At 40.8% G+C, this 21,560-nt stretch carries 16 protein-coding genes, 14 tRNA genes and 1 other annotated feature; of the genes, 26 read left to right on the top strand and 4 right to left on the bottom strand.

What is annotated here, in order from left to right; translation table 11 throughout:
* Positions 1-28: 28 nt before the first annotated feature.
* The 17 genes from Q3C15_RS07565 (at position 29) to Q3C15_RS07485 (ending at position 7,708) form a co-directional block, all read left to right on the top strand.
* Positions 29-102 (top strand) — tRNA-Met (locus Q3C15_RS07565).
* Between the two features lie 16 nt (positions 103-118).
* Positions 119-192 (top strand) — tRNA-Ile (locus tag Q3C15_RS07560).
* 16 nt (positions 193-208) lie between these two features.
* Positions 209-300: transfer RNA gene (locus tag Q3C15_RS07555), tRNA-Ser, on the top strand.
* 9 nt (positions 301-309) lie between these two features.
* Positions 310-383: transfer RNA gene (locus Q3C15_RS07550), tRNA-Met, on the top strand.
* 4 nt (positions 384-387) lie between these two features.
* Positions 388-462 (top strand) — tRNA-Asp (locus Q3C15_RS07545).
* 6 nt (positions 463-468) lie between these two features.
* Positions 469-541 (top strand) — tRNA-Phe (locus Q3C15_RS07540).
* Between the two features lie 11 nt (positions 542-552).
* A tRNA-Gly gene (locus tag Q3C15_RS07535) sits at positions 553-623 on the top strand.
* 30 nt (positions 624-653) lie between these two features.
* Positions 654-728 (top strand) — tRNA-Ile (locus Q3C15_RS07530).
* Positions 729-731: 3 nt separating this feature from the next.
* Positions 732-819, top strand: a tRNA-Ser gene (locus Q3C15_RS07525).
* An 11-nt stretch (positions 820-830) separates the two neighbouring features.
* Positions 831-902 (top strand) — tRNA-Glu (locus Q3C15_RS07520).
* A 25-nt stretch (positions 903-927) separates the two neighbouring features.
* Positions 928-1,001, top strand: a tRNA-Met gene (locus tag Q3C15_RS07515).
* Between the two features lie 3 nt (positions 1,002-1,004).
* Positions 1,005-1,079: transfer RNA gene (locus Q3C15_RS07510), tRNA-Asp, on the top strand.
* A gap of 197 nt (positions 1,080-1,276) precedes the next feature.
* Complete coding sequence (locus tag Q3C15_RS07505; RefSeq protein WP_302704819.1) at positions 1,277-3,721, top strand: LysM peptidoglycan-binding domain-containing protein; 2,445 nt, start codon at positions 1,277-1,279, stop codon at positions 3,719-3,721.
* Positions 3,722-3,764: 43 nt separating this feature from the next.
* Positions 3,765-3,966: a binding site (T-box leader), on the top strand.
* Positions 3,967-4,028: 62 nt separating this feature from the next.
* The gene (gene leuS / locus Q3C15_RS07500; protein ID WP_302704817.1) at positions 4,029-6,440 is read left to right on the top strand and encodes a leucine--tRNA ligase; all 2,412 of its coding nucleotides are present in this window, start codon (positions 4,029-4,031) and stop codon (positions 6,438-6,440) included.
* Positions 6,441-6,521: 81 nt separating this feature from the next.
* Positions 6,522-7,274 (top strand): S9 family peptidase, encoded by a 753-nt coding sequence (locus Q3C15_RS07495; protein ID WP_302704816.1) that lies wholly within the window; start codon positions 6,522-6,524, stop codon positions 7,272-7,274.
* A 16-nt stretch (positions 7,275-7,290) separates the two neighbouring features.
* Entirely contained in the window at positions 7,291-7,578 is a 288-nt protein-coding gene (locus Q3C15_RS07490; protein ID WP_057827846.1) for a hypothetical protein, read from the top strand.
* 46 nt (positions 7,579-7,624) lie between these two features.
* Positions 7,625-7,708 (top strand) — tRNA-Leu (locus Q3C15_RS07485).
* A gap of 360 nt (positions 7,709-8,068) precedes the next feature.
* On the opposite strand, the gene Q3C15_RS07480 is transcribed toward Q3C15_RS07485, so the two are convergent.
* Positions 8,069-8,617 carry a TetR/AcrR family transcriptional regulator gene (locus tag Q3C15_RS07480; protein ID WP_302704815.1) on the bottom strand — a complete coding sequence of 183 codons (549 nt, stop codon included), beginning with the start codon at positions 8,615-8,617 and terminating at the stop codon, positions 8,069-8,071.
* A gap of 181 nt (positions 8,618-8,798) precedes the next feature.
* On the opposite strand from Q3C15_RS07480, the gene Q3C15_RS07475 reads away from it, so the two are divergent.
* The 3 genes from Q3C15_RS07475 (at position 8,799) to Q3C15_RS07465 (ending at position 12,004) form a co-directional block, all read left to right on the top strand.
* Positions 8,799-10,538 carry an MFS transporter gene (locus Q3C15_RS07475; RefSeq protein ID WP_302704814.1) on the top strand — a complete coding sequence of 580 codons (1,740 nt, stop codon included), beginning with the start codon at positions 8,799-8,801 and terminating at the stop codon, positions 10,536-10,538.
* Positions 10,539-10,670: 132 nt separating this feature from the next.
* Positions 10,671-11,087 (top strand): YjdF family protein, encoded by a 417-nt coding sequence (locus Q3C15_RS07470; protein ID WP_283601100.1) that lies wholly within the window; start codon positions 10,671-10,673, stop codon positions 11,085-11,087.
* Between the two features lie 71 nt (positions 11,088-11,158).
* On the top strand, positions 11,159-12,004 hold the full coding sequence (locus Q3C15_RS07465) for an NAD(P)H-hydrate dehydratase (RefSeq protein WP_302704813.1): 846 nt from the start codon (positions 11,159-11,161) through the stop codon (positions 12,002-12,004).
* 33 nt (positions 12,005-12,037) lie between these two features.
* Here the strand turns inward: Q3C15_RS07465 and Q3C15_RS07460 are convergent, their stop codons facing one another.
* Entirely contained in the window at positions 12,038-12,760 is a 723-nt protein-coding gene (locus tag Q3C15_RS07460) for a 16S rRNA pseudouridine(516) synthase (RefSeq protein WP_278852064.1), read from the bottom strand.
* A gap of 205 nt (positions 12,761-12,965) precedes the next feature.
* A complete protein-coding gene (gene pepV, locus Q3C15_RS07455) occupies positions 12,966-14,369 on the bottom strand; it encodes a dipeptidase PepV (protein ID WP_278852067.1) in 1,404 nt (467 codons plus the stop codon).
* Positions 14,370-14,554: 185 nt separating this feature from the next.
* On the opposite strand from pepV, the gene Q3C15_RS07450 reads away from it, so the two are divergent.
* A complete protein-coding gene (locus Q3C15_RS07450; RefSeq protein ID WP_064207747.1) occupies positions 14,555-14,899 on the top strand; it encodes a hypothetical protein in 345 nt (114 codons plus the stop codon).
* Between the two features lie 35 nt (positions 14,900-14,934).
* Here the strand turns inward: Q3C15_RS07450 and Q3C15_RS07445 are convergent, their stop codons facing one another.
* The gene (locus Q3C15_RS07445; RefSeq protein WP_204779120.1) at positions 14,935-15,663 is read right to left on the bottom strand and encodes a deoxynucleoside kinase; all 729 of its coding nucleotides are present in this window, start codon (positions 15,661-15,663) and stop codon (positions 14,935-14,937) included.
* Positions 15,664-15,808: 145 nt separating this feature from the next.
* Between Q3C15_RS07445 and Q3C15_RS07440 the strand changes: the two genes are divergently transcribed.
* The 5 genes from Q3C15_RS07440 to Q3C15_RS07420 all read left to right on the top strand — a co-directional run bounded on the left by Q3C15_RS07440 (position 15,809) and on the right by Q3C15_RS07420 (position 21,506).
* A complete protein-coding gene (locus Q3C15_RS07440; RefSeq protein WP_064207745.1) occupies positions 15,809-16,069 on the top strand; it encodes a DUF2187 domain-containing protein in 261 nt (86 codons plus the stop codon).
* Between the two features lie 42 nt (positions 16,070-16,111).
* A tRNA-Gly gene (locus Q3C15_RS07435) sits at positions 16,112-16,182 on the top strand.
* 216 nt (positions 16,183-16,398) lie between these two features.
* Positions 16,399-18,093 (top strand): arginine--tRNA ligase, encoded by a 1,695-nt coding sequence (argS, locus tag Q3C15_RS07430; RefSeq protein ID WP_283601102.1) that lies wholly within the window; start codon positions 16,399-16,401, stop codon positions 18,091-18,093.
* A 324-nt stretch (positions 18,094-18,417) separates the two neighbouring features.
* Positions 18,418-20,523 (top strand): PBP1A family penicillin-binding protein, encoded by a 2,106-nt coding sequence (locus Q3C15_RS07425; protein ID WP_302704812.1) that lies wholly within the window; start codon positions 18,418-18,420, stop codon positions 20,521-20,523.
* Positions 20,524-20,555: 32 nt separating this feature from the next.
* A complete protein-coding gene (locus Q3C15_RS07420; protein ID WP_064207742.1) occupies positions 20,556-21,506 on the top strand; it encodes a 3'-5' exoribonuclease YhaM family protein in 951 nt (316 codons plus the stop codon).
* Positions 21,507-21,560: the final 54 nt, after the last annotated feature.

Genomic DNA, 21,560 nt, shown 5'->3' with positions numbered 1-21,560 from the left:
AATGAGTTTTTCTCAATTAATATTTCATCGCGGTGTAGCTCAGCTGGCTAGAGCGTTCGGTTCATACCCGAGAGGTCGAGGGTTCGATCCCCCCTGCCGCGATTGGATCTAAGAACTTGGACCTTTAGCTCAGTTGGTTAGAGCAGACGGCTCATAACCGTCCGGTCGTAGGTTCGAGTCCTACAAGGTCCACTTAATTAAATATCATGGAGGATTACCCAAGTCTGGCTGAAGGGAACGGTCTTGAAAACCGGCAGGTCGGGGCAACTCGGCGCGGGAGTTCGAATCTCCCATCCTCCTTATTATAATCGCGGGATGGAGCAGTCTGGTAGCTCGTCGGGCTCATAACCCGAAGGTCGTAGGTTCAAATCCTGCTCCCGCAATTATGGTTCGTTGGTCTAGTTGGTTTAGGACGCCTGCCTGTCACGCAGGAGATCACGGGTTCGAGTCCCGTACGAACCGTTTGATGGCTCGGTAGCTCAGTCGGTAGAGCAAAGGATTGAAGCTCCTTGTGTCGGCAGTTCGATTCTGTCCCGCGCCATTATCCCTAATGCGGGTATAGTTTAGTGGTAAAACCACAGCCTTCCAAGCTGTTGTCGCGAGTTCGATTCTCGTTACCCGCTTAATAAGTTGAATAACTTGTTATATTGAATGGATCTGTAGCTCAGCTGGTTTAGAGCGCACGCCTGATAAGCGTGAGGTCGATGGTTCGAGTCCATTCAGATCCATTTGGAGAAGTACTCAAGTGGCTGAAGAGGCACCCTTGCTAAGGGCGTAGGTCGGTAACACGGCGCGGGGGTTCGAATCCCCCCTTCTCCGTAAGCCAATATGACCCGTTGGTCAAGTGGTTAAGACACCGCCCTTTCACGGCGGTAACATGGGTTCAAATCCCGTACGGGTCATTTCTTTCTTATACATATTCCTTATCGCGGGATGGAGCAGTCTGGTAGCTCGTCGGGCTCATAACCCGAAGGTCGTAGGTTCAAATCCTGCTCCCGCAATATGGTTCGTTGGTCTAGTTGGTTTAGGACGCCTGCCTGTCACGCAGGAGATCACGGGTTCGAGTCCCGTACGAACCGTGTGACTTATAATTACGCATCGCTTCGGCGATGCTTTTTTTGTGCTCTAAATTCTCAATCTCAAACTGAAACGAATTATCAAAAGAGGGGAGAGTTAATGAATTGTATAAGATTTATTTTAGATGATGGTTTTCCTTTGATTTTATAAGTATTTTACGATATAAAGTAAAATATAAATTTGAATTTGAGGTATGAAAATGAAGAAGAGAAAAGGTCGAATTACAAGTCGAAGAGAATTACATCATTTAAAAAAGATTCAAAAGGTTAAGAAAGTAACAACCGCTTTAGGAACCTCGTTAATGGTTGGAACTGTTGGATTGTTAATGGGAAATAAGGATAAGGTCCAAGCGGATACAACCGTTCATGTAGATAAGACAAACGAAGCGTCATCGAGTACGAGTAAGGTTGCTCAATCGAGTTCACAGTCGTCAACTTTAAGTTCAGTCCAATCATCATCGGTTGCAGCAGGATTACGGGTTACCCGGGAAGTCGTTTACTCGTCAAGTTCAAGTTCGAGCTTAAATATAGAGAAGAATGCTTCATCACAAAGTGAAAACTCAAGTCAAAGTAGTTCAAACGTTAAAAGTTCGAGTGCGTCTTCAGCTTCAGTGACAAACGCATCGTCTTTGCAAAATCATGAACCAAATAAAACGGTCGAAAGCTCATCAACAGCAAGTTCAGTAGCAAGCTCTTCAAGTTCGAAGAGCGAATCATCAGGTTCACAATCATCAGTTAAACCTGAAAAGCAAAATTTAGCTGTTCAAACAGGACCATCTGAACAGGACTTGCAAAAACAATGGGCTGCCGAAATTTCATCATATCCGGAAAACGTTCAATCATTTTTGAATACGATCGGACCAGTCGCACAGCAAGTTGCCCAAGAAAATGGAATCTATGCTTCTGTAATGATTGCGCAGGCAGCGTTAGAAAGCGGCTGGGGAAATAGTGCTTTAAGTACTCAAGGTCATAATTTATTTGGTGTCAAGTGGAATGGAACGGGTAACTATGTTACGATGCCGACTCAAGAGTATTATGGCGGTCAATGGCATACGATTAATGCAAAGTTTCAAAGTTATAACAGTTATTATGATTCCTTAACTGGTTATGCTCAGTTAATCAAGAATAATTTTCCAAATTCAACCCGGGCGAATGCCGCTACTCCGCAAATTGCAGCGGCTAACTTAAAGTACGGAGTATATGGTTCTTACGCAACTGATCCAAATTACGCAAATTCACTTGACCGGATGATCAGTGATTATGAGCTGACCCGGTATGATGTATATACAGGAACTTCATCGACGAACCAAAACCAGCAAAATTCAAATGCAGCAAATAGCAATCAACACGAAAGTCAAATTTCAGCTGGAAATGGAAATCAAATTCCAGACACATACACGGTTAAAGCCGGCGATTCATTGTGGGGAATTTCACAGACATACGGGACAACGGTCAACAATTTGAAGCAGATTAATAATTTATCTTCAAATGTAATCTACGTCGGCCAAGTTTTGAAATTGAAGCAGCAATCGAATTCAACGTCAAATCAAACACCGCAATTAACGACTGATACCTACACTGTGCAATCAGGTGATACTTTATGGGGGATTGCAAATACGCACGATACGACGGTCAATAACTTGAAACAAATTAATGATTTAACGTCGGATACGATCTACGTTGGTCAAGTGTTGAAATTAAAGCAACAATCAAATTCAACGTCAAATCAAACACCGCAATCAACGACTGATACCTACACTGTGCAATCAGGTGATACTTTATGGGGGATTGCAAATACGCACGATACGACGGTCAATAACTTGAAACAAATTAATGATTTAACATCGGATACGATCTACGTTGGTCAAGTGTTGAAATTGAAACAACGATCAACGACTCAACAAGAATCGTCCCAGCCAAGTCAATCAAATTCAAGTGATTTCTATACGGTTAAGGCGGGCGATTCACTATGGAAAATTGCGATGGGTAATGATTTGACAGTTAGCCATTTGAAACAGATGAACAATTTGACGACCAATACGATTTACGTTGACCAACAATTACGGATCAAGGAAGAGCAAACGAATTCGCAAGCGAGCCAATCAAATTCACAAACGAACCAGTCCAGCCAAAATGCAGGGACGTATACGGTTAAAGCTGGCGACACTTTGTGGGGGATTGCGAACGATCATGATACAACGGTGAATGCGTTAAAGCAGAACAATCATTTGAGTTCTGACACGATTTACGTCGGTCAGGTATTATCACTTGGTCAGACAGCTTCAACGGGCTCACACAGCCAATCAACTGCTTCTACACAGTCACCTACATCGAATGGCACATACACGGTCAAATCAGGAGATACACTATGGTCAATTGCGAATGCCAATGATATGACGGTTGCTCAGTTGAAGCAGAAGAATGATTTGAGTAATGATACAATTTACGTTGGACAAACGCTGAATGTTTCTTCTACAAAGTCAGCTTCAGCAACTTCAACGGCTTCAGCAACGTATACGGTCAAGTCCGGCGATTCATTATGGCAGATTGCGTCTGCGAACGGCACAACGGTAAACCAATTAAAAGCATTGAATAATTTAAGTTCAGATTTAATTTATGCAGGACAACAGTTGAAACTCCGGTAATCTGAATTGAAATGCAACCGGTGATATGATAAAATTACTGTAACATTTAACGCAGATAAGGAATAGTAGATAATGGCTTGGTTTTCAGAGAGAACATGGCGGTGTGAATGTTCAGCTAGGTATTATCGAACTCGCCTTTGAGTCTTTGACTGAATCAAGTAGGTTGAAGCGGTGGTAAGCCGTTATCTTATTGAGAGCCGATCAAATCGGAAGATAGGTGGTACCGCGATCAATTCGTCCTATTCAAGTGAAAGCTTGGATAGGACTTTTTACGTTAAATTAAATTTTGAAATGAAGGAGCAAAACGATGGTATACGATCACAAAAAGATTGAAAAGAAATGGCAACGTTACTGGGATGAACATAAAACGTTCAAGACAACGGAAGATCCGAATAAGAAGAAATATTACGCAATGGATATGTTCCCTTATCCATCAGGTCAAGGATTGCACGTTGGTCACCCAGAAGGATACACTGCAACGGATATTCTTTCACGGATGAAACGGATGCAAGGATATAATGTTCTTCATCCAATGGGGTGGGATGCATTCGGTTTACCAGCTGAACAATATGCATTAAAGACTGGCCACTCTCCACGTGAATTTACGCAAAAGAATATTAACAACTTCCGGCGTCAAATTAAGTCACTTGGACTTTCATACGATTGGGACCGGGAAGTTAATACAAGTGATCCGTCATATTATAAGTGGACCCAATGGATCTTTGAACAACTTTACAAGAAAGGCTTAGCATACGAAGCTGAAGTTCCGGTTAACTGGTCACCAGATTTAGGAACGGTTGTCGCAAACGAAGAAATCGTTGATGGCAAAACTAAGCGGGGCGGATTCCCGGTTGTGCGGAAGCCGATGAAACAGTGGATGTTGAAAATCACCGCTTACGCTGACCGGTTGATCGATGATTTAGATGACTTAGACTGGCCAGAAGCAATCAAGGAACAACAACGGAACTGGATCGGCCGGTCAGTGGGAGCCGCAGTGAACTTTAAGGTTGATGGGCAAGATCAACAAATTGAAGTCTTCACAACGCGTCCAGACACGATTTACGGAGTTTCAGTCCTTGTTTTAGCGCCTGAACATGATTTGGTTAAGAAGTTAACAACCGCTGATCAAAAGGATGCCGTTGACAAGTACATCGAAGAAGTTTCGCACAAGTCAGATTTGGAACGGACAGACCTTGCGAAAACGAAGACCGGAGTATTTACCGGAAGTTACGCAATTAACCCAGTAAACGGTGAAAAGATTCAAATCTGGATCGCTGATTATGTTTTGTCATCATACGGAACCGGCGCAATCATGGTTGTTCCAGCTCACGATGATCGGGATTATGAATTTGCCAAGAAATTTGATTTGCCAATCAAACCAGTTATTGAAGGCGGCGACATTGAAAAGGAAGCCTATACCGGCGAAGGCAAACACATCAACTCTGGTTTCTTGGATGGAATGGATAAGCAAGAAGCCATCAATAAGATGTTTGACTGGTTGGAAGAACACGGCGTTGGTCACAAGAAAGTCAACTACCGGTTACGTGATTGGTTATTCTCACGGCAACGTTACTGGGGTGAACCAATTCCGGTTATTCACTGGGAAGACGGCGAAACAACGCTTGTTCCGGAAGACCAATTACCATTGGAACTTCCAAAGACGGATAATATTAAGCCGTCAGGAACAGGTGAAAGTCCGTTAGCCAACCTTGATGACTGGGTAAACGTAGTTGATGAAAATGGACGGAAAGGCCGGCGCGAAACAAACACAATGCCGCAATGGGCTGGAAGTTCATGGTACTTCTTGCGTTACGTTGATCCGCATAACAAGGAAGCTTTGGCTGATTACAATAAATTGAAAGAATGGATGCCGGTCGACCTTTACATTGGTGGGGCTGAACACGCGGTTCTTCACTTGTTGTACGCTCGGTTCTGGCACAAATTCCTTTATGACTTAGGCGTTGTTCCAACAAAGGAACCATTCCAACGGTTAGTTAACCAAGGAATGATTCTTGGCGAAAACCATGAAAAGATGTCGAAGTCGAAGGGCAATGTTATTAATCCTGATGATATTGTTGAAAAATACGGGGCCGACACATTACGGGTTTACGAAATGTTTATGGGTCCGTTGGAAGCTTCAAAGCCATGGACTGAAGATGGTTTAAACGGGGCTTACAAGTTCGTTAACCGGATTTGGAACTTATTGATCGATGAAGATGATAAGTTGCGTGATCGGGTATCAACGGCCAATGACGGCAAGTTAGATAAGATCTACAACCAAACGGTCAAGAAGGTTACGGAAGACTTTGAAGACTTGCACTTCAATACCGCAATTTCACAATTGATGGTCTTCGTCAATGAATGCTACAAGGCTGATATTCTTCCACTTGAATACATGGAAGGCTTTGTGAAGTTGATTGCTCCGGTAATGCCGCATATTGCCGAAGAATTGTGGACGAAGCTTGGACATGTTGGAACGATCACCTATGCAGAATGGCCAACATACGACGAAAACAAGTTAGTTGAAAAGAACGTTGAAATTGTAATCCAAGTCAACGGAAAGAAACGGCAACACTTAGTTGTGGCAAAGGATGCATCAAAGGATGAAATCCAAGAATTAGCAATGAATGATGAAAAGATCAAGGCAGAACTTGAAGGAAAGACGGTTCGGAAAGTAATCGTTGTTCCGGGCAAGTTAGTCAACATCGTTGCAAATTAAAGATGAAAGAGGCTGCTTATTAGCAGCTTCTTTTTCTTTAAGGACAATTCATGTACAATAAAAAGTAAGGAGATGGCGCCGATGACAAATGTGCAAGTTCAACGTGATGGATTAACGCTTCGTGGAGTTTTAGAAATTCCCGAGGGTAAAGATAAATATGATATGGCAATTTTGATGCACGGCTTTACTGGAAATTGTGGCCGCAATAATCCCGGGAATTTACATTATCAGTTAGCACAGATGTTAAAGAAAATGGGAATTGCATCGGTCCGGTTTGATTTTAATGGTCATGGTCAAAGTGATGGAAGTTTTACTGATATGACGGTTATGAATGAAGTCAGCGATGGCCGGGCAATTTTGGATTATGTCCGCCAAATGCCGCAAGTTGAACATATCTTTTTGTTAGGGCATTCACAGGGCGGCGTGGTCGCAAGTATGCTTGCTGGTTATTATCATGAATGTATTGATAAATTAGTTTTGATGGCCCCGGCAGCAACATTGAAGACGGATGCGCTTGCCGGACATACCCAAGGATTAATTTATGATCCGCAACATATTCCAGATAAGCAGCATTTAAGAGATCATTACGATTTAGGCGGGTTTTATTTGCGAATCGCTCAGACATTGCCGATTTATGAAACGGCAGGTGAATATCATGGACCAGTGTGCCTTATTCACGGCACGGCTGATCAAGTAGTTGACCCGCATGCATCGATCAAATATGACGATGGCTATTCCAACAGTACATTGCATTTGATTGAAGGTGCCGGTCATTTACTTGATGGTGAGCGCCGCCAAAAAGTTTTGAACATTGTAAGTGAATTTATCAAGTAGGAAAGGAATATTAAGAATGTTTTTATCAACAGGTGGATTAAATCAAGGATACGCAATTCACGGAATTGTAAACGCAACGGTCAAGGAAGAACTGCATGCCGACGAACTTGAACGCGTTGATGATTTTGATGACTTATATGAACAAGTTGAAATGAAATTAATTGAAAAGGCGGTTGCTAAAAATGCTGACGGAATCATCAACGTTCGCTTTGAACCACAAGTTGTCCGGGTATCCGTTGGACCGAAGTATATCGTTCTTCACGGTTATGGGACAGCAGTCAGTTTATTGCATAAGAAAAAATAATTCTTGAATCTTAGACGGGGTTTAGTGTAAAATAAACCTTGTTGTTGCCGCTATGGCGGAATTGGCAGACGCGCAGCGTTCAGGTCGCTGTTGGGTTTTCCCAGTGCAGGTTCGACTCCTGTTAGCGGCATAATCTTAAATAGTATCTTTTATTTAAATCACGAAAACGCCTTGAAATAGGCGTTTTTATTTTTTATAAATTTTAATTTGAAGATAATTCGTGAACACTGACACATGATTGACACACGGTGAAAGGTGTGGGTGTCAGCCAAATGTGTCACTTAAGTAAAAAACAGGTTGCTCATCACAACCTGTTTCAGAATTATTTATTCAATTCAACAATTTTTTGGTATAACTTCTTGTCGTGCATTAAAACAGCTTCTAATGCTTCAAGTTCTTCTTTAGTCAACTTTTCAGCCATATCGAATGCCTCTTTCTTTTAATTGTTATCTAAATTTTAGAATAAATTAGGTTGATGTACAAGGGAAAATCAGATAAACATTATTACATTTTCAAGGGCAGCGGTTGTTTTTTCAGCTAATTCGTCAATTGAGTATTTTGAAGGATTACTGATCCAGTCAGTTAAGATATTCCAAAAACCGCCAATAAAAAAGTTCATCATAATTTTGATTGAATCGTCGGTGTTAAAAGTATGCCAGGGGAGTTCGACCGATTGGTATAGTTTTGGCCCAAGTGAATTAAGCTTTTTTAGGACAATTGAAAGCAGATTATTGTCAGATAAAGTCTTAAGAATTTCAAAGTTATCCTTTCCAAATTGAAAGACAATGGTAATTAAGTCTTGAAACTTCTCAGGTGATTTGTTTTGAATTTGTGAAATGTAATTTACAATCAAATTATCAGCAATTTTTTCGACAATGTCATTTTTGGAATTAAACTTTCGGTAAAACGTATTCCGTGAAACTTGAGCTTTTTTACAAATTTCAGTTGTTTTAATTTCTTCGAATGATTTAGTTTTCAACAGGTCAATAAAGGCTTCAATGATCCATTCTTTTGTTTGTTCTGCAATTCGACGCGACATAATAAACTCCTCAATCTAACAATTTATCCAAAATGTCCTCTTAGTTAAGATTTTGCTAGTAGTATTTACTTCAGTGGAAGAACGGCTTAATCTTAAATTAGCTTATGGTACAAGTGTACCACATAGCACAAAGTGTAACGTTACAATTTGTTAAATTATTGTTCTAGTAAGGAGATCAATTATGGTAAAAGGAAAGAATCGTTTAGTTTTGGTTATCCTTTGCATTTCAAATTTTCTTTGTATGCTAGATACAACAATTATGACAATTGTTATTCCTAAAATTCAAAGTGGATTAAATGCAAGTTTGGATCAAGTTTCATGGGCTGTGAATTTATATGCAATTATTTTTGCTTCGGTTACATTGCTAGCAGCCCGAATTGCGGAAATTTATGGTAAAAACCGGTATTTGCTATATGGGTTAATTTTGTTTTTAATTGGATCAATCGGAAGTGGATGCGCACCGAGTCTTGGCTTTCTATATGGAAGTCGGATCATTCAAAGTTTAGGCGCAACCTTTATTCTTCCGCTGGGAACGATTATTGGAATGGAAATCGTTGCGCAACAGGATCGAAATAAGATCGTTTCTTTGGTTGGAGGTTGTCAGGGATTTGCAGCAGCGGTTGGCCCGGTTACTGGCGGATTGATTTCAAAATACTTTGGATGGCGTGGTGTATTTTTCATCAATGTTCCATTCTTGATCGGATTGATTCTTTTAATTCCGTTTTGTATGAATTTGAAACATGAAAAGAAACTTAAAAATGTAAAAATTGATTTTTTAGGTGCGATTTTGAGTATCGGGATGATGCTTGGATTAACCCTAGGATTAGTTCAAGGAAGACAATGGCATTGGGATTCACCTGCAATTATCTCGTTATTTGGGCTATCGGTAATTTGCGGAGTGGGATTTATTATTATCGAAATGAAAAGTGCCAAACCAATGATTGACTTATCATTGTTCAAAAGTCGGAATTTTGACGGGGCTTCATTGGCATTAGCAATTAGCAGTTTCTTCTTAGGGGGATTTGTAATCTTAATTCCGACATTTCTTGTTAAATTTAAGGGATTGACAGAACTTCAAGCGGCAATTCGAATTTTACCGTATTCAATCACGGTGTTTTTAGCAGTTATCATTGCGTCATTATTAGTAAAGAAGATCAACAACCGCTTAATGATTTTGATTGGATTTATTTTGATCTTTGTCAGTTATTGTTTTTTGAGTAAATTACAGGTTAATTTATATCACCGCCTGATGATTGGTTCAATTTTATTGGGATGCGGATATGGAATTGTTGCCGGACCAACGGCCGTGATTTCAGCAGCTGATTTTAAAGGTCAAAGGTTGACATCGTCGCAGAGTGTAATGAATGTTTTACGACAGGTAGGGTTAGTAACGGCAATTGCAATCTGCATGACATTACTGAATGGAAATGTATCAAGTGCAAAGCAGACGATTCAAGACTATGGAAATCAGCAAATTGCTGAAAGTGGATTAACCCAGCAAGTTAAGAACAAATTGAAGCATAAATTAGATCAAAAAATTGAAAATGTCCAAAATAGTACTGATTCAAAAGTAACGGTAAAATTCAGTCCAATTAAAGTTCCACAGAGTCAAGTTGAACGAGTTACGACTCAAACGGTTCAAGCCATTTTCCAAAAGAAAGGCCTTGCTGAAAATAAAATTCCGGAAAAAGTCAAACAAGCAGTCTATCATGAAACTTACATGAAAGTTGCTTCGAAATTTAACCAACAAGTACAACAGATCAATTCAACAATTAGACGAATTATTTCAAACGTAAAAGAAAAGGCGAAGTCAGAATTGAAAAAGGCATTTATCAAAGTATATGCCCAATTAGCTCCGGTTGCGTTGCTTTCATGTTTGATAGTGTTGATTTTGAGGAAAGGTAAGAGAGAAGCGAGTTAAATTTTGATATACTGATCTTAGTAAGATAAAAACACAGTTTCGGTTGGTAGTCCGAACCAGAATGATTTCTGAAGTATCCTTCCTCCTTAGGTCGTCCATTCTTACTTAATAATTAATTAAGGAGGTGCGGTTATGAAATGTCGAATGATCATGACCGTAGTTTTTGACAAACCGTTTTATAAGGGGATTTTTGAACGCTTTGTTGATGATCGATATGCAGTCGCAAAAATCAACTTGGGAACAAGTTTACCAAAGACCCGTGATATATATCGGTTAGTTTTAAAGCGTTGGAATACAATTCACTTTTCAAAAGAGACGCTTGATTCAACGAGGGTCAAGCGAGTCAATCCTAAAAGAATGCAACGGGAAGCTCAAAAACAAGTTCACGCTGAATTTTATGGTTCAAAGGCTCAACAAGCCCTTAAGGCAGACTTTGAAATGCGAAAACAACAAAGTCATAGGGAGCGGCAAGCAGAAAAAGCAAATCATAAAAGGAAGAAGTTTGAAATTCGACAATTAAAGAAAAAACAAAAACATCGTGGACATTAAAATTTTCCCATTATCTTCCGAGGAGGGTAATGGGATTTTTTGTTATAATATCCCTGAAAAGAGGCGATTCCATGCAAACCATCACAGCTGATATTTTGAAAAAAATTATTCACCAACGTCCACAAAACAGTTTTAAGGGGACGTTTGGCAAAGTGTTGATCGTGGGTGGTAATCCGAATATGGGTGGGGCGGCGATCATGGCCGGCAGTGCCGCGGTCCACGCTGGAGCAGGATTAGTCACAATCGCGACTGCCAGGGAGAATTTAACGGCGGTCCATTCCGTAATTCCAGAAGCGATGTTTGTAGATTATCAAGATGCACCTCAATTCATTTCATTGATCAAGGGAGTGGATGTGATCGTCCTTGGACCAGGATTAGGAAATGATTCAATCGCCGAAAAAGTAATTCAAACGGTGTTTACCAACATCGCATCGAATCAAACATTGATTATTGACGGTTCGGCAATTACTTTAGTTGCGCAAAATGCAGCTTTAAAGGATGCTATTCCAACAAATGCATATGTGGTTTACACTCCTCATCAAATGGAATGGCAACGGTTAAGTGGAATTCCCATTAGTGAACAAAATAATACTCATCGAAATCAGGAAGCACAACAAAGCTTGAATGCTACCGTGATTTTGAAGAAACATCATTCTGAAATTTATTTTTCAAATGGCGAAATCCGGAAGCTAATGGTTGGTGGCCCGGCAATGGCGACTGGCGGAATGGGCGACACGTTAACGGGCATTTTAGCGGCGTTTATTGCCCAGTTTGATGCTTCATTTGAAGACCGGATTCAGGCAGCAGTATTTACCCACAGTAAAATTGCTGATAAGTTAGCTGAAGAGAAATATGTTGTTTTACCAACAGATATTATTAGTCACTTACAAAGTTTTATGAAAAGAAATTGTGGATAAAAAATAAAACCGTGAATCTTCACGGTTTTATTTTTACTTTAATTTCAATAATGCTTGAATTTCATTTTCAGAAAGGGGACGGTATTGGCCGGGTTTTAGAGATGAATCAAACTTCAACGGCCCCATCGCAATCCGGTTCAGCGTTGCCACATGTATGCCGCACGCCGCAAACATCCGCTTGATTTGGTGATATTTTCCTTCGGTAATTGTGATTTCAACTTCCGATTGATTGTCTTTTTCAACAACTGAAATAATCTTTAACGTGGCTGGTTTGCAGAGCGTACCGTCTTTTAGGCGAATCCCGGCTTTGAAACGGGCAATCGTATCGTCATTGACGATTCCGTCGATCGTTGCCTGATATGTTTTGGCAACGTGTTTATGCGGTGCCAGGAGCCGATGAGCGAGTTGACCGTCGTTCGTTAATAAGAGAAGCCCAGTTGTATCCTTATCAAGACGGCCAACCGGCGCGAGTCCCTTAACCAAATCATCCGGGGCAATTAAGTCAAGAACGGTCCGTTGGGATGCATCTTCGGTTGCGGTAATCACGTTTTGCGGCTTATTGAGCATTAAATACTTTGTTAATTGAATTGCAACCGGCCGATCGTTAATGCTAACTTGAGCAGAATCAGGGTCAAGTTGATCTTTTCCGTTTTTGACAAGTTCACCGTTGATTTTAATTTGTTTTTGTTTGATCATTTTTTTGATCTCAGAGCGAGTGCCAATTCCAAGATTGCTTAATAATTTATCAATTCGCATAGTTTCCCTCATTTAAGTTAGTATAAAAGAGGTTGTGACGTAAGTCGCAACCTCTTTGCTATCCTTGCATAATCGGGTTCCAAAACAAACGAGCTATGTGGTGACGCGAAGCTAATTCGAAAACCTCCGAATCTATGCTGACGCGATTCGTTCACTTTTCTGCTTCCACCACGCTCGTTTTTAACGTTTTGTCACACCTTCGTTTTTATTTAATCAATTCATAGATCCCTTGAGCATAAATTGCTGCGGCCTTGATCAAGTCATCAACCGGAATGAATTCGTTTGGTTGGTGCATTGTGTCAGGAACACCTGGGAACATTGCGCCAAAGGCAACCCCGCGCTTCATTAACCGACCGTACGTTCCGCCACCAACAACTTGGCCATGAGCATCTTCGCCAGTTTGTTCGCGGTAAACATTTAATAATGTTTTCACTAACGGATCGTCTTCGTCAACGTAGTGCGGAACCATGCCGCCATCGTGCATTTCAAAGTGAACGTGGTATTCATCAGCAGCCGTGTTCAATCCCTTTTCGATGTATTCAGGATCAGTACCTTTTGGATAACGGAAGTTCAGGGTGATTGAACCTTCTTTGCCATCTTCAAATGAAAGGAGGCCAGGGTTCATTGTTAAGTCACCCATCACATCATCCGTATAGTTCATGTCAAAGTTCTTCAACCGTGAATCAAGGTGAAGTTTTTCAGCTGCAAAGGTGATAAAGTCCTTGGCCCCGTTTTCAAAATCAAATTGATTCAAGAAGAGGGCTAAGTATGTTCCAGCGTTGATTCCCCGTTTTGGTTCTTGAGCGTGGGCAGCTTTCCCAATCATGTGAATGTAAAGTTGACCATCGCGAATATCAGCTTCGCCAACTACCGGGTTTTCAGCGATGAATTCATCAAATGCTTTGATCATTTCCTTGTAATCAGTAGCCTTAACCCATGCTTCAGCGTCCCGTGGGACCATGTTTTCCCGCAAGCCAGAATTGAATTTAACCAATTCATATTTGCCGCCGTTTGTGCCATCGAATTTGGCATCAAACGTTACGTTTCCTTTTTCGCCGTTGATAATTGGGAAGAAGGCGTCTGGTGAAAAGCCGAAGTCAGGTTCAGGCATGTTCTTGAAGTAGTAGTCCATTCCGCGCCATGAGCTTTCTTCATCAGTTCCAAGGATGAATGCAACTTTCTTGCTTACCGGCAAGTTAAGTTCTTTGATAATTTTTAACCCGTAGTAGCATGCCATACTTGGACCTTTGTCGTCTGAAGCTCCGCGGGCATATAATTTACCGTCTTTGATTACTGGTTCGAATGGGTCAGTATTCCATCCTTCACCAGCGGGCATAACATCGACGTGGGCAAGAATTCCAAGGGTTTCATCGCCGTCGCCAAATGCGATTTGACCGGCCATGCCATCAATGTTCTTAGTTGCGAAGCCATCGCGTTCAGCAATTCCTAAAAACTTATCCAATCCAGCTTTTGGTCCTGGGCCAAGAGGAGCATCTTCAGTTTTCTTGCTTTCATCACGGACACTTTTAACCCGTAACATTGCCTTTAAATCTGCTAAAAGTTCATCTTTACGGCTTTCAGCTTCTTTTTTCCAGTCAATTGTCGTCATATCGTTCCTCCTTAACTTTATTACCTTAATAGTATCATATTCAAAGATGACAAGGAAATTAAGCGAATAGATTTTAGTCATTAAAACATCGCAAAAAAGTTGGGATTTCTTGATTGAAAGAATCTGTCATATGGTATAATGCTTGCTGAAAGATTTAAGTTAATTAGAGAGAGGGCATTTTATAAATGTCGATAAAGGTTGGAAGTATCCTTGTGTGGGTCGTCCTTGCGGTTTTGACAGTGTGGAATATCCGCATCAATATTAAGTTAATGAAGATTCGAATGTCAGTTGCGCCGCGCGATCCGCGAAATTTATCCGCAACGGAAATGAAGACGGTTAAAGCTTTGAATCATGAAAAACGAAAGTGGGCAATTTTAAGTCAGGTTTTATTTTGGACATCATTGATCTTAGTGATTGCAGCCCAATCAATGGGAATTTTAGTTTACTTCCTTGATTTGTATACTTTAACGTGCATTGTTTCAAATAAAATCGATTTGCAAGCAGCTCAGGTTTTAACGAGTAAAAAATAACGACCAGCAAAAAATGCTGATCGCTATTTTTTTATTTATTTCCGGCGTTGAGCTTTCAATTTTGCAGCTTCCGCAGCTGTAAGATGATCAAGTTTAACTAATTGGTTTTCAATATCATCAAGAATCTTATTACGGTCATCCGGATTGGCAACAAAATCATACTGATCACCATCAATGACCATAATTGGTGATTTATCATACCATTTCAACCACCGATCATAGTATTGAAGAAGGTTTTGGTAGTATTCCGGTAATGTTGGGTCAGATTCAATCTGTTCATAATCCCGGCCACGTTTGCGAATTCGTTTCAACATTGTATCATAGGAAACCTTGATGAAAATCATGAGGTCTTGAGAATCAACCCCGGTTGCGTATTGCAATTCATCGAGCATATTTTGCAGCAATTCTTGATAAGTTGCATATTCAACGGCAGTTGCATTTCCCATATCGGTATTCATTTTCATGAAGAGGGCGTCTTCGTAAATTGAACGGTCAAGGACATTATTTGCTTCTTTTTTCGCTTCCTTGATCATCCGAAAACGCCGGTTCACGAAGAAGGTTTGGAGGAGATATGTATACGGGTTGGTTGCATTTTGATCGCCGGCTGCCCGTTTTTTAGCGGCGATTTCATTTCCTTTATAAAATAATGGAAGAACTGGGTTATCTTCAACGGGTTCGAAAAAAGCCTTTGAACCAAGCTCCTTTGACAAAATCTCAGTCATTGTTGATTTGCCCGAACCAATAATTCCTGCAAGTGTAATCATTTTGAATGCTCCTTTGATTAATAATCCTTTCCAATTCTACATGGAAAAAAATGAGAAATCAATTTTGAAAAAAACGCGGTTGTTGCATTTCATGGTAAAATTTGGTAGTCTTGATAAGAAATTCAAGTAAAGGAGCGCGTTTAAAATGGCAAAGAAATTAAAAGTTGGCGATACTGTTTTTTGCGAAAAATTTGGGCCAATGAAGCACCAATTTAAAGGAACAATTAGCAAGATTTACGAAAATTCAGCGCTTGTTCAATTTACTGATTTTGATTCAAAGGATAAGATCGCAGCCGGTGACTTGCATAACCAAGCAATCATCAGCTTGAAGGATCTTTTTGATGAAGATGGTTTTAAGAAAAAACAGGAAAAAGATGCGAAAAAAGCTTCAAAGAGCAAAAAATAATCAATGACATTCAGTGAGTTTTATGCTATACTAAACTCACATGCGGGTGTAGTTTAGTGGTAAAACTCCAGCTTCCCAAGCTGGCGTCGCGAGTTCGATTCTCGTCATCCGCTTTTGAAATATTCGATGATAGAAACTAGTAGGTTTGGAAATATTACAGCGAGTTCGGGATGATGGAAGCCGGATATAGGAACAAACTGAATCGCACTTCTTAGAATAGCAAACTAAATATTTGAGTGGATTACTTTTAATCAATTAGAGTGGTACCGCGGGATAACTCGTCTCTTGCATTTTTTGCAAGAGACTTTTTTATTACAGGAGGTTTTACGATGGATTATAAGAAAATGGTTGCCCAAGCAATCGCAAACGTTGTTGGCGATGATTTGGATTTAAATGAAATCAATGAAAAAATCGAAGTTCCGAAGTCAATCAAAATGGGGGACTTTGCTTTCCCAGCCTTTGTTTTAGCCAAGGTAATGCACAAAGCACCCCAAATGATTGCCCAAGATATTGTGGAAAAAATTGACCAAACGGGATTTGAAAAGGTTGAAGCGGCTGGTCCATATGTCAACTTTTTCTTAGACAAAAAGCAATTTGGCAAGGAAATTGTAAGCGAAGTTCTTGACCAAAAGGAACACTATGGTGATCAAGATTTAGGCTACCAAGGAAACGTTACGATCGATATGTCATCACCTAACATTGCCAAACCAATGTCAATGGGTCACTTGCGGTCGACCGTAATCGGAAATTCATTAGCAGAAATCTTAAAGAAAACGAATTATAACCCAATTAAAATCAATCACTTAGGTGACTGGGGAACTCAATTCGGAAAGTTGATCGAAGCCTACAAGCTTTGGGGAAATGAAGAAGACGTTAAGAAAGATCCAATCAATACGTTGTTGAAGTACTATGTGCGTTTCCACAAAGAAGACCAGGAACATCCAGAACTTGATGATGAAGCCCGGGCATGGTTCAAGAAACTTGAAGATGGCGATCCAGAAGCAACCCGCCTTTGGAAATGGTTCCGGGAAGAATCATTGAGTTTCTTCATGAAGATTTACAAGCGGTTAGGCATCACCTTTGATTCATATAACGGGGAAGCATTTTACAATGATAAGATGCAACCGGTAATTGATGAATTGAAGGAAAAGGGCTTGCTTGAAGAAAGCCAAGGGGCAATGATCGTTGACCTTTCAAAGTATGACTTGAACCCGGCATTGATTCAAAAATCAGATGGAACAAGTTTATACATTACCCGGGATTTAGCAGCTGCAATTTACCGGAAGAAGACATACAATTTCGTTCAATCATTGTATGTCATGGGAAATGAACAATCAAACCACTTCCATCAATTAGTTGCGGTATTGAAAGAAATGGGTGATGATTGGGCTGACGACATGCACCACATCGCATTCGGTTTGATCACTTCTGGCGGGAAGAAATTATCGACCCGGCGCGGTAACATTATCTTACTTGAAGAAGTTCTTGATGATGCGGTTAAACTTGCTCAAGAACAGATCGAAGAAAAGAACCCAACCCTTGAAAATAAGGATGAAGTTGCGGATGCAGTTGGCGTTGGTGCGGTTGTCTTCCACGATTTGAAGAACGAACGGTTGAATCAATTCGACTTTGATTTGCAAGAAGTTGTTCGGTTTGAAGGTGAGACTGGCCCATATGTTCAATATTCACATGCCCGGGCAATGAGTATTTTACGGAAGGCCGACGTTGATGAAAATACTGATCTTCATGTTGAAGGATTAAATGATCCGGATGCATGGGAAACAGTCCGGATGCTTGGCGACTTCCCTGCAATGGTTAAACGGGCAGTTGAAGAATATGAACCATCAGTAATTGCCAAATATGCAATTCGCTTAGCAAAGGCATTCAACAAATACTATGCCCATACTAAGATTTTGGTTGATGATGATCAAAAGAATGAACGGTTAGCCCTTGTTCAAAGTGTCGCAACTGTTTTGAAGGAATCATTGCGCTTATTGGGTGTTAAGGCTCCAGATGAAATGTAATTAAAAAAGAGAGAGGTTGTGACACAAAGTCGCAGCCTTTTTGTTATATCCGCATAATCGGGTTCCAAAACAAACGAGCTACGACGCGAAGCTAGTGAAGGACGCAAACCTCCGAATCTATGCTAGCGCGATTCGCTCGCTTTTCTGCTGTTTTTAACGTTTTGTCACACCTAATTGGCTTTCTTTTAACGAGTTCGGTAAAATAAGGTTATCTGCCTAAAAAGGCTGAATTCAAAAAATTAATAATTTTGCCACATTCAGAGGGTATAATAATGAAAAAGATTACTTTTGAATGTGGATCAAATTGATTAGAGGATTTGTTAAATGAAAGATTCTGAATTTAAAGAATGGATACGCGATAAGTGGGGCCGCTTTAAAACGTGGTTCAAGGCAAAGTGGCATCGTTATCAAATTTGGAAATGGTTGCTGATTGCATTCCTTTCCGTCTTCTTGATGGTCAGTGTTCGCCTTGTGTTTATTGCCAAGACGGCCCATGTAAGTGACTTGAAGGCCCGGCTTGAGCAGACGACCGCGATTTATGATGCTTCGGGAAAGAAAGCCGGTTCGCTTTATTCGCAAAAGGGAACGTGGGTCCCATTATCGAAAATTTCGCAAAACATGCCGAATGCAGTGCTTTCAACCGAAGACCGGAATTTTTACCATGAATATGGTTTCTCAGTCAAAGGGATTGCCCGGTCGGTCGTGTTACTGATTCGGAACCGGTTAATGGGTGAAAGCACGATCAGCAGCGGGGGAAGTACGATCACCCAGCAGCTGGTTAAGAATGCGTTCTTATCGCAGCAGCAAACCTTCTCGCGGAAAGCAAAGGAAATTTTCATTGCGATGCAGGTTGAAAATACATACAGTAAGAATGAAATTCTAACGATGTATTTAAATAATGCATATTTTGGAAATGGCGTTTGGGGCGTTGAAGACGCGGCAGAACGTTACTTTGGGGTTCATGCTTCCCAGTTAACGGTTCCTGAAGCTGCCACTTTGGCGGGAATGCTGACCAATCCAAACGGGTTTAATCCGGCTGATCATCCGAAGGCTTCACGGGATCGGCGAAACTTGGTATTACAATTTATGTATGAAAACAAAAAACTGACCAAGAGTGAAATGAAGCAGTATCAAGCAACACCAATGGTTACGCATGATAATTATACCTATCATTCAGGTTATAATTATCCGTATTACTTTGATGCGGTCATTAGCGAAGCCATCAACCGGTATGGCTTGACTGAAAAGGATATTATGAACGGTGGCTATAAGATTTACACGTCATTGAATCAAAGTCAGCAGAAAGTAATGCAGAATGCGTTTGAAGATCAAGCGCTGTTCCCACCGGCTCAACCTGATGGAACGGAAGCACAAGCTGCTTCGATTGCGATTGATCCGGATAATGGCGGAGTAACTGCATTGGTTGGGGGCCGGCCTGGAACCCACGTGTTCCGGGGATATAATCGGGCAACGCAACTTGTCCGTTCACCAGGATCGACCATTAAGCCGTTAGCGGTTTATACTCCGGCATTGGAAAACGGTTGGCACTATGATTCAATGGTTGAAGATAAATTGCAATCATACGGTTCAAACCATTACACGCCGCAAAACTGGAATGACCAGTATGCCGGCAAAATCCCAATGTATGAAGCATTGGCGTTAAGTAAAAATACGTCTGCGGTTTGGTTATTAAACAAGATTGGGGTTCAAAAGGGTTACGATTCCGTTGAAAAATTTGGAATCAAGCTCACCAAAGCAGATGATAACTTAAGCTTGGCTCTTGGCGGTTTGGAAAAGGGAGTTTCACCTTACCAGATGGCAAGCGCCTATACGGCCTTTGCAAATGACGGGGTTCGTTATGAACCGCATTTAATTACTAAAATTGAAGATGCTTCAGGTAAAGTGATCGTGGATAATACCCATATTAAGCATAAGCGGATCATGTCAAAGAAGATCGCTAAAGAAATGACCAGTATGATGATTGATGTTTATAAGGACGGAACGGGTGTGAGTGCCGCTCCATCTGGTTATACGATCGCGGGAAAGACGGGTTCAACGCAAAGTACAGATGATATCAATCAAAACGGAACGGCCGAAGATGACCACTGGTTTATTGGTTATACGCCGGATGTTGTGGTTGCAACGTGGATGGGATATGATTCCGATAAGTATAACCTTGGCGAATATGGCGCTAATGAAGGCTCTGGCTTGTTTAAGGCCGAAATGCAGGGAATCATTCCAACAACAAATGAAACGTCATTTGGCGTTCAAGCGGCTTCAACGCTTGCAAACGAATCAAGTAATCCGGGTTCAAGTGCGAGCGGATTATGGGATAATATTAAAGAAAATGGCCAAAACATTGGCAACACGATCAAGCAGAAAGCTAGTCAATGGAAACAACAAATCGAAAACTTTATTAATAACCATTAATTTTTAAATTGAATTTTAAAGAGGCGAGGCAGATGGCAAAAGAAATTTTTGACTATGAAATTGATGAAAATATGGATCTGTTTGCGTTGATCAAAACGGCAGATGTCCGAATTGCGAAGAATGGCTCCAAATTTATCTCATTTATTTTCTGTGACCGTTCCGGTGAGATCATGGCAAAGTTCTGGGATGCATCAGATGAAGACATTGAAAACTTTCAAGAAGGGCGGGTCGTTCATATTACCGGTAAACGGGAAAACTATCAAAACAACCCGCAAATCAAAATCTTTAACCTTCATCTTCCACATGATGGCGAGCCCAATGATCCACTAGATTTTGTTCCGAAAGCTCCGGAAGATACTTCATCGATGGAAAAAGATTTTAATGCCTTTTTCTTGGAAATTAAGAATCCAACATGGAGTAAAATCGTTCATTATCTGGTAAAAAAGTATCATGACCGGTTCTTCACGTTCCCGGCGGCGAAAAAGAATCACCATGCTTTTGCTGGCGGATTAGCGTACCATACGTTGTCAATTTTGCGGTTGGCCAAGGCGGTAACTGAAGAGTACGATTTTGTTGACCGTTCGTTACTGTATGCCGGCGCAATGTTACACGATCTTGGAAAGGTGATTGAGCTTTCCGGACCGATTGCAACGCGCTACACGTTGGAAGGAAATCTAGTTGGTCATATTGTATTGATTGATGAGCAGATCGTTGAGGCATGTCAAAAACTCGGAATTGACCAGCAAAGTCAAGATGTGATTCTATTACGGCATATGATTTTAGCTCATCATGGGTTGATGGAATATGGCTCACCGGTTCAACCGCACTTAATGGAAGCCGAAATCTTACATCATTTAGATGATCTTGATGCTTCAATTCAAATGATGAAGGGTGCGCTTGATCATACTGAAAAGGGTGAATTTTCAGAACGAATCTTTGGCCTGGATGGGCGCAACTTTTATAAACCGGAAAACCAAGATTAGAAAAATCCCAGCAAGATTGCTGGGATTTTTTAGATAACAAAAAGCCCCGCAGCA

It is taken from the genome of Ligilactobacillus sp. 110_WCHN (genome assembly GCF_030518115.1).
GTDB lineage: Bacteria > Bacillota > Bacilli > Lactobacillales > Lactobacillaceae > Ligilactobacillus > Ligilactobacillus aviarius_C.
Note: the sequence above shows the minus strand (reverse complement) of the source record. Positions and strands in the feature narration are given on the sequence as shown.

Bases quoted from the DNA above. Each gene is read 5' to 3' on its own strand.
- Q3C15_RS07505 (WP_302704819.1), top strand. From the start codon at position 1,277: ATGAAGAAGAGAAAAGGTCGAATTACAAGTCGAAGAGAATTACATCAT.
- leuS (WP_302704817.1), top strand. From the start codon at position 4,029: ATGGTATACGATCACAAAAAGATTGAAAAGAAATGGCAACGTTACTGG.
- Q3C15_RS07495 (WP_302704816.1), top strand. From the start codon at position 6,522: ATGACAAATGTGCAAGTTCAACGTGATGGATTAACGCTTCGTGGAGTT.
- Q3C15_RS07490 (WP_057827846.1), top strand. From the start codon at position 7,291: ATGTTTTTATCAACAGGTGGATTAAATCAAGGATACGCAATTCACGGA.
- Q3C15_RS07480 (WP_302704815.1), bottom strand. From the start codon at position 8,617: ATGTCGCGTCGAATTGCAGAACAAACAAAAGAATGGATCATTGAAGCC.
- Q3C15_RS07475 (WP_302704814.1), top strand. From the start codon at position 8,799: ATGGTAAAAGGAAAGAATCGTTTAGTTTTGGTTATCCTTTGCATTTCA.
- Q3C15_RS07470 (WP_283601100.1), top strand. From the start codon at position 10,671: ATGAAATGTCGAATGATCATGACCGTAGTTTTTGACAAACCGTTTTAT.
- Q3C15_RS07465 (WP_302704813.1), top strand. From the start codon at position 11,159: ATGCAAACCATCACAGCTGATATTTTGAAAAAAATTATTCACCAACGT.
- Q3C15_RS07460 (WP_278852064.1), bottom strand. From the start codon at position 12,760: ATGCGAATTGATAAATTATTAAGCAATCTTGGAATTGGCACTCGCTCT.
- pepV (WP_278852067.1), bottom strand. From the start codon at position 14,369: ATGACGACAATTGACTGGAAAAAAGAAGCTGAAAGCCGTAAAGATGAA.
- Q3C15_RS07450 (WP_064207747.1), top strand. From the start codon at position 14,555: ATGTCGATAAAGGTTGGAAGTATCCTTGTGTGGGTCGTCCTTGCGGTT.
- Q3C15_RS07445 (WP_204779120.1), bottom strand. From the start codon at position 15,663: ATGATTACACTTGCAGGAATTATTGGTTCGGGCAAATCAACAATGACT.
- Q3C15_RS07440 (WP_064207745.1), top strand. From the start codon at position 15,809: ATGGCAAAGAAATTAAAAGTTGGCGATACTGTTTTTTGCGAAAAATTT.
- argS (WP_283601102.1), top strand. From the start codon at position 16,399: ATGGATTATAAGAAAATGGTTGCCCAAGCAATCGCAAACGTTGTTGGC.
- Q3C15_RS07425 (WP_302704812.1), top strand. From the start codon at position 18,418: ATGAAAGATTCTGAATTTAAAGAATGGATACGCGATAAGTGGGGCCGC.
- Q3C15_RS07420 (WP_064207742.1), top strand. From the start codon at position 20,556: ATGGCAAAAGAAATTTTTGACTATGAAATTGATGAAAATATGGATCTG.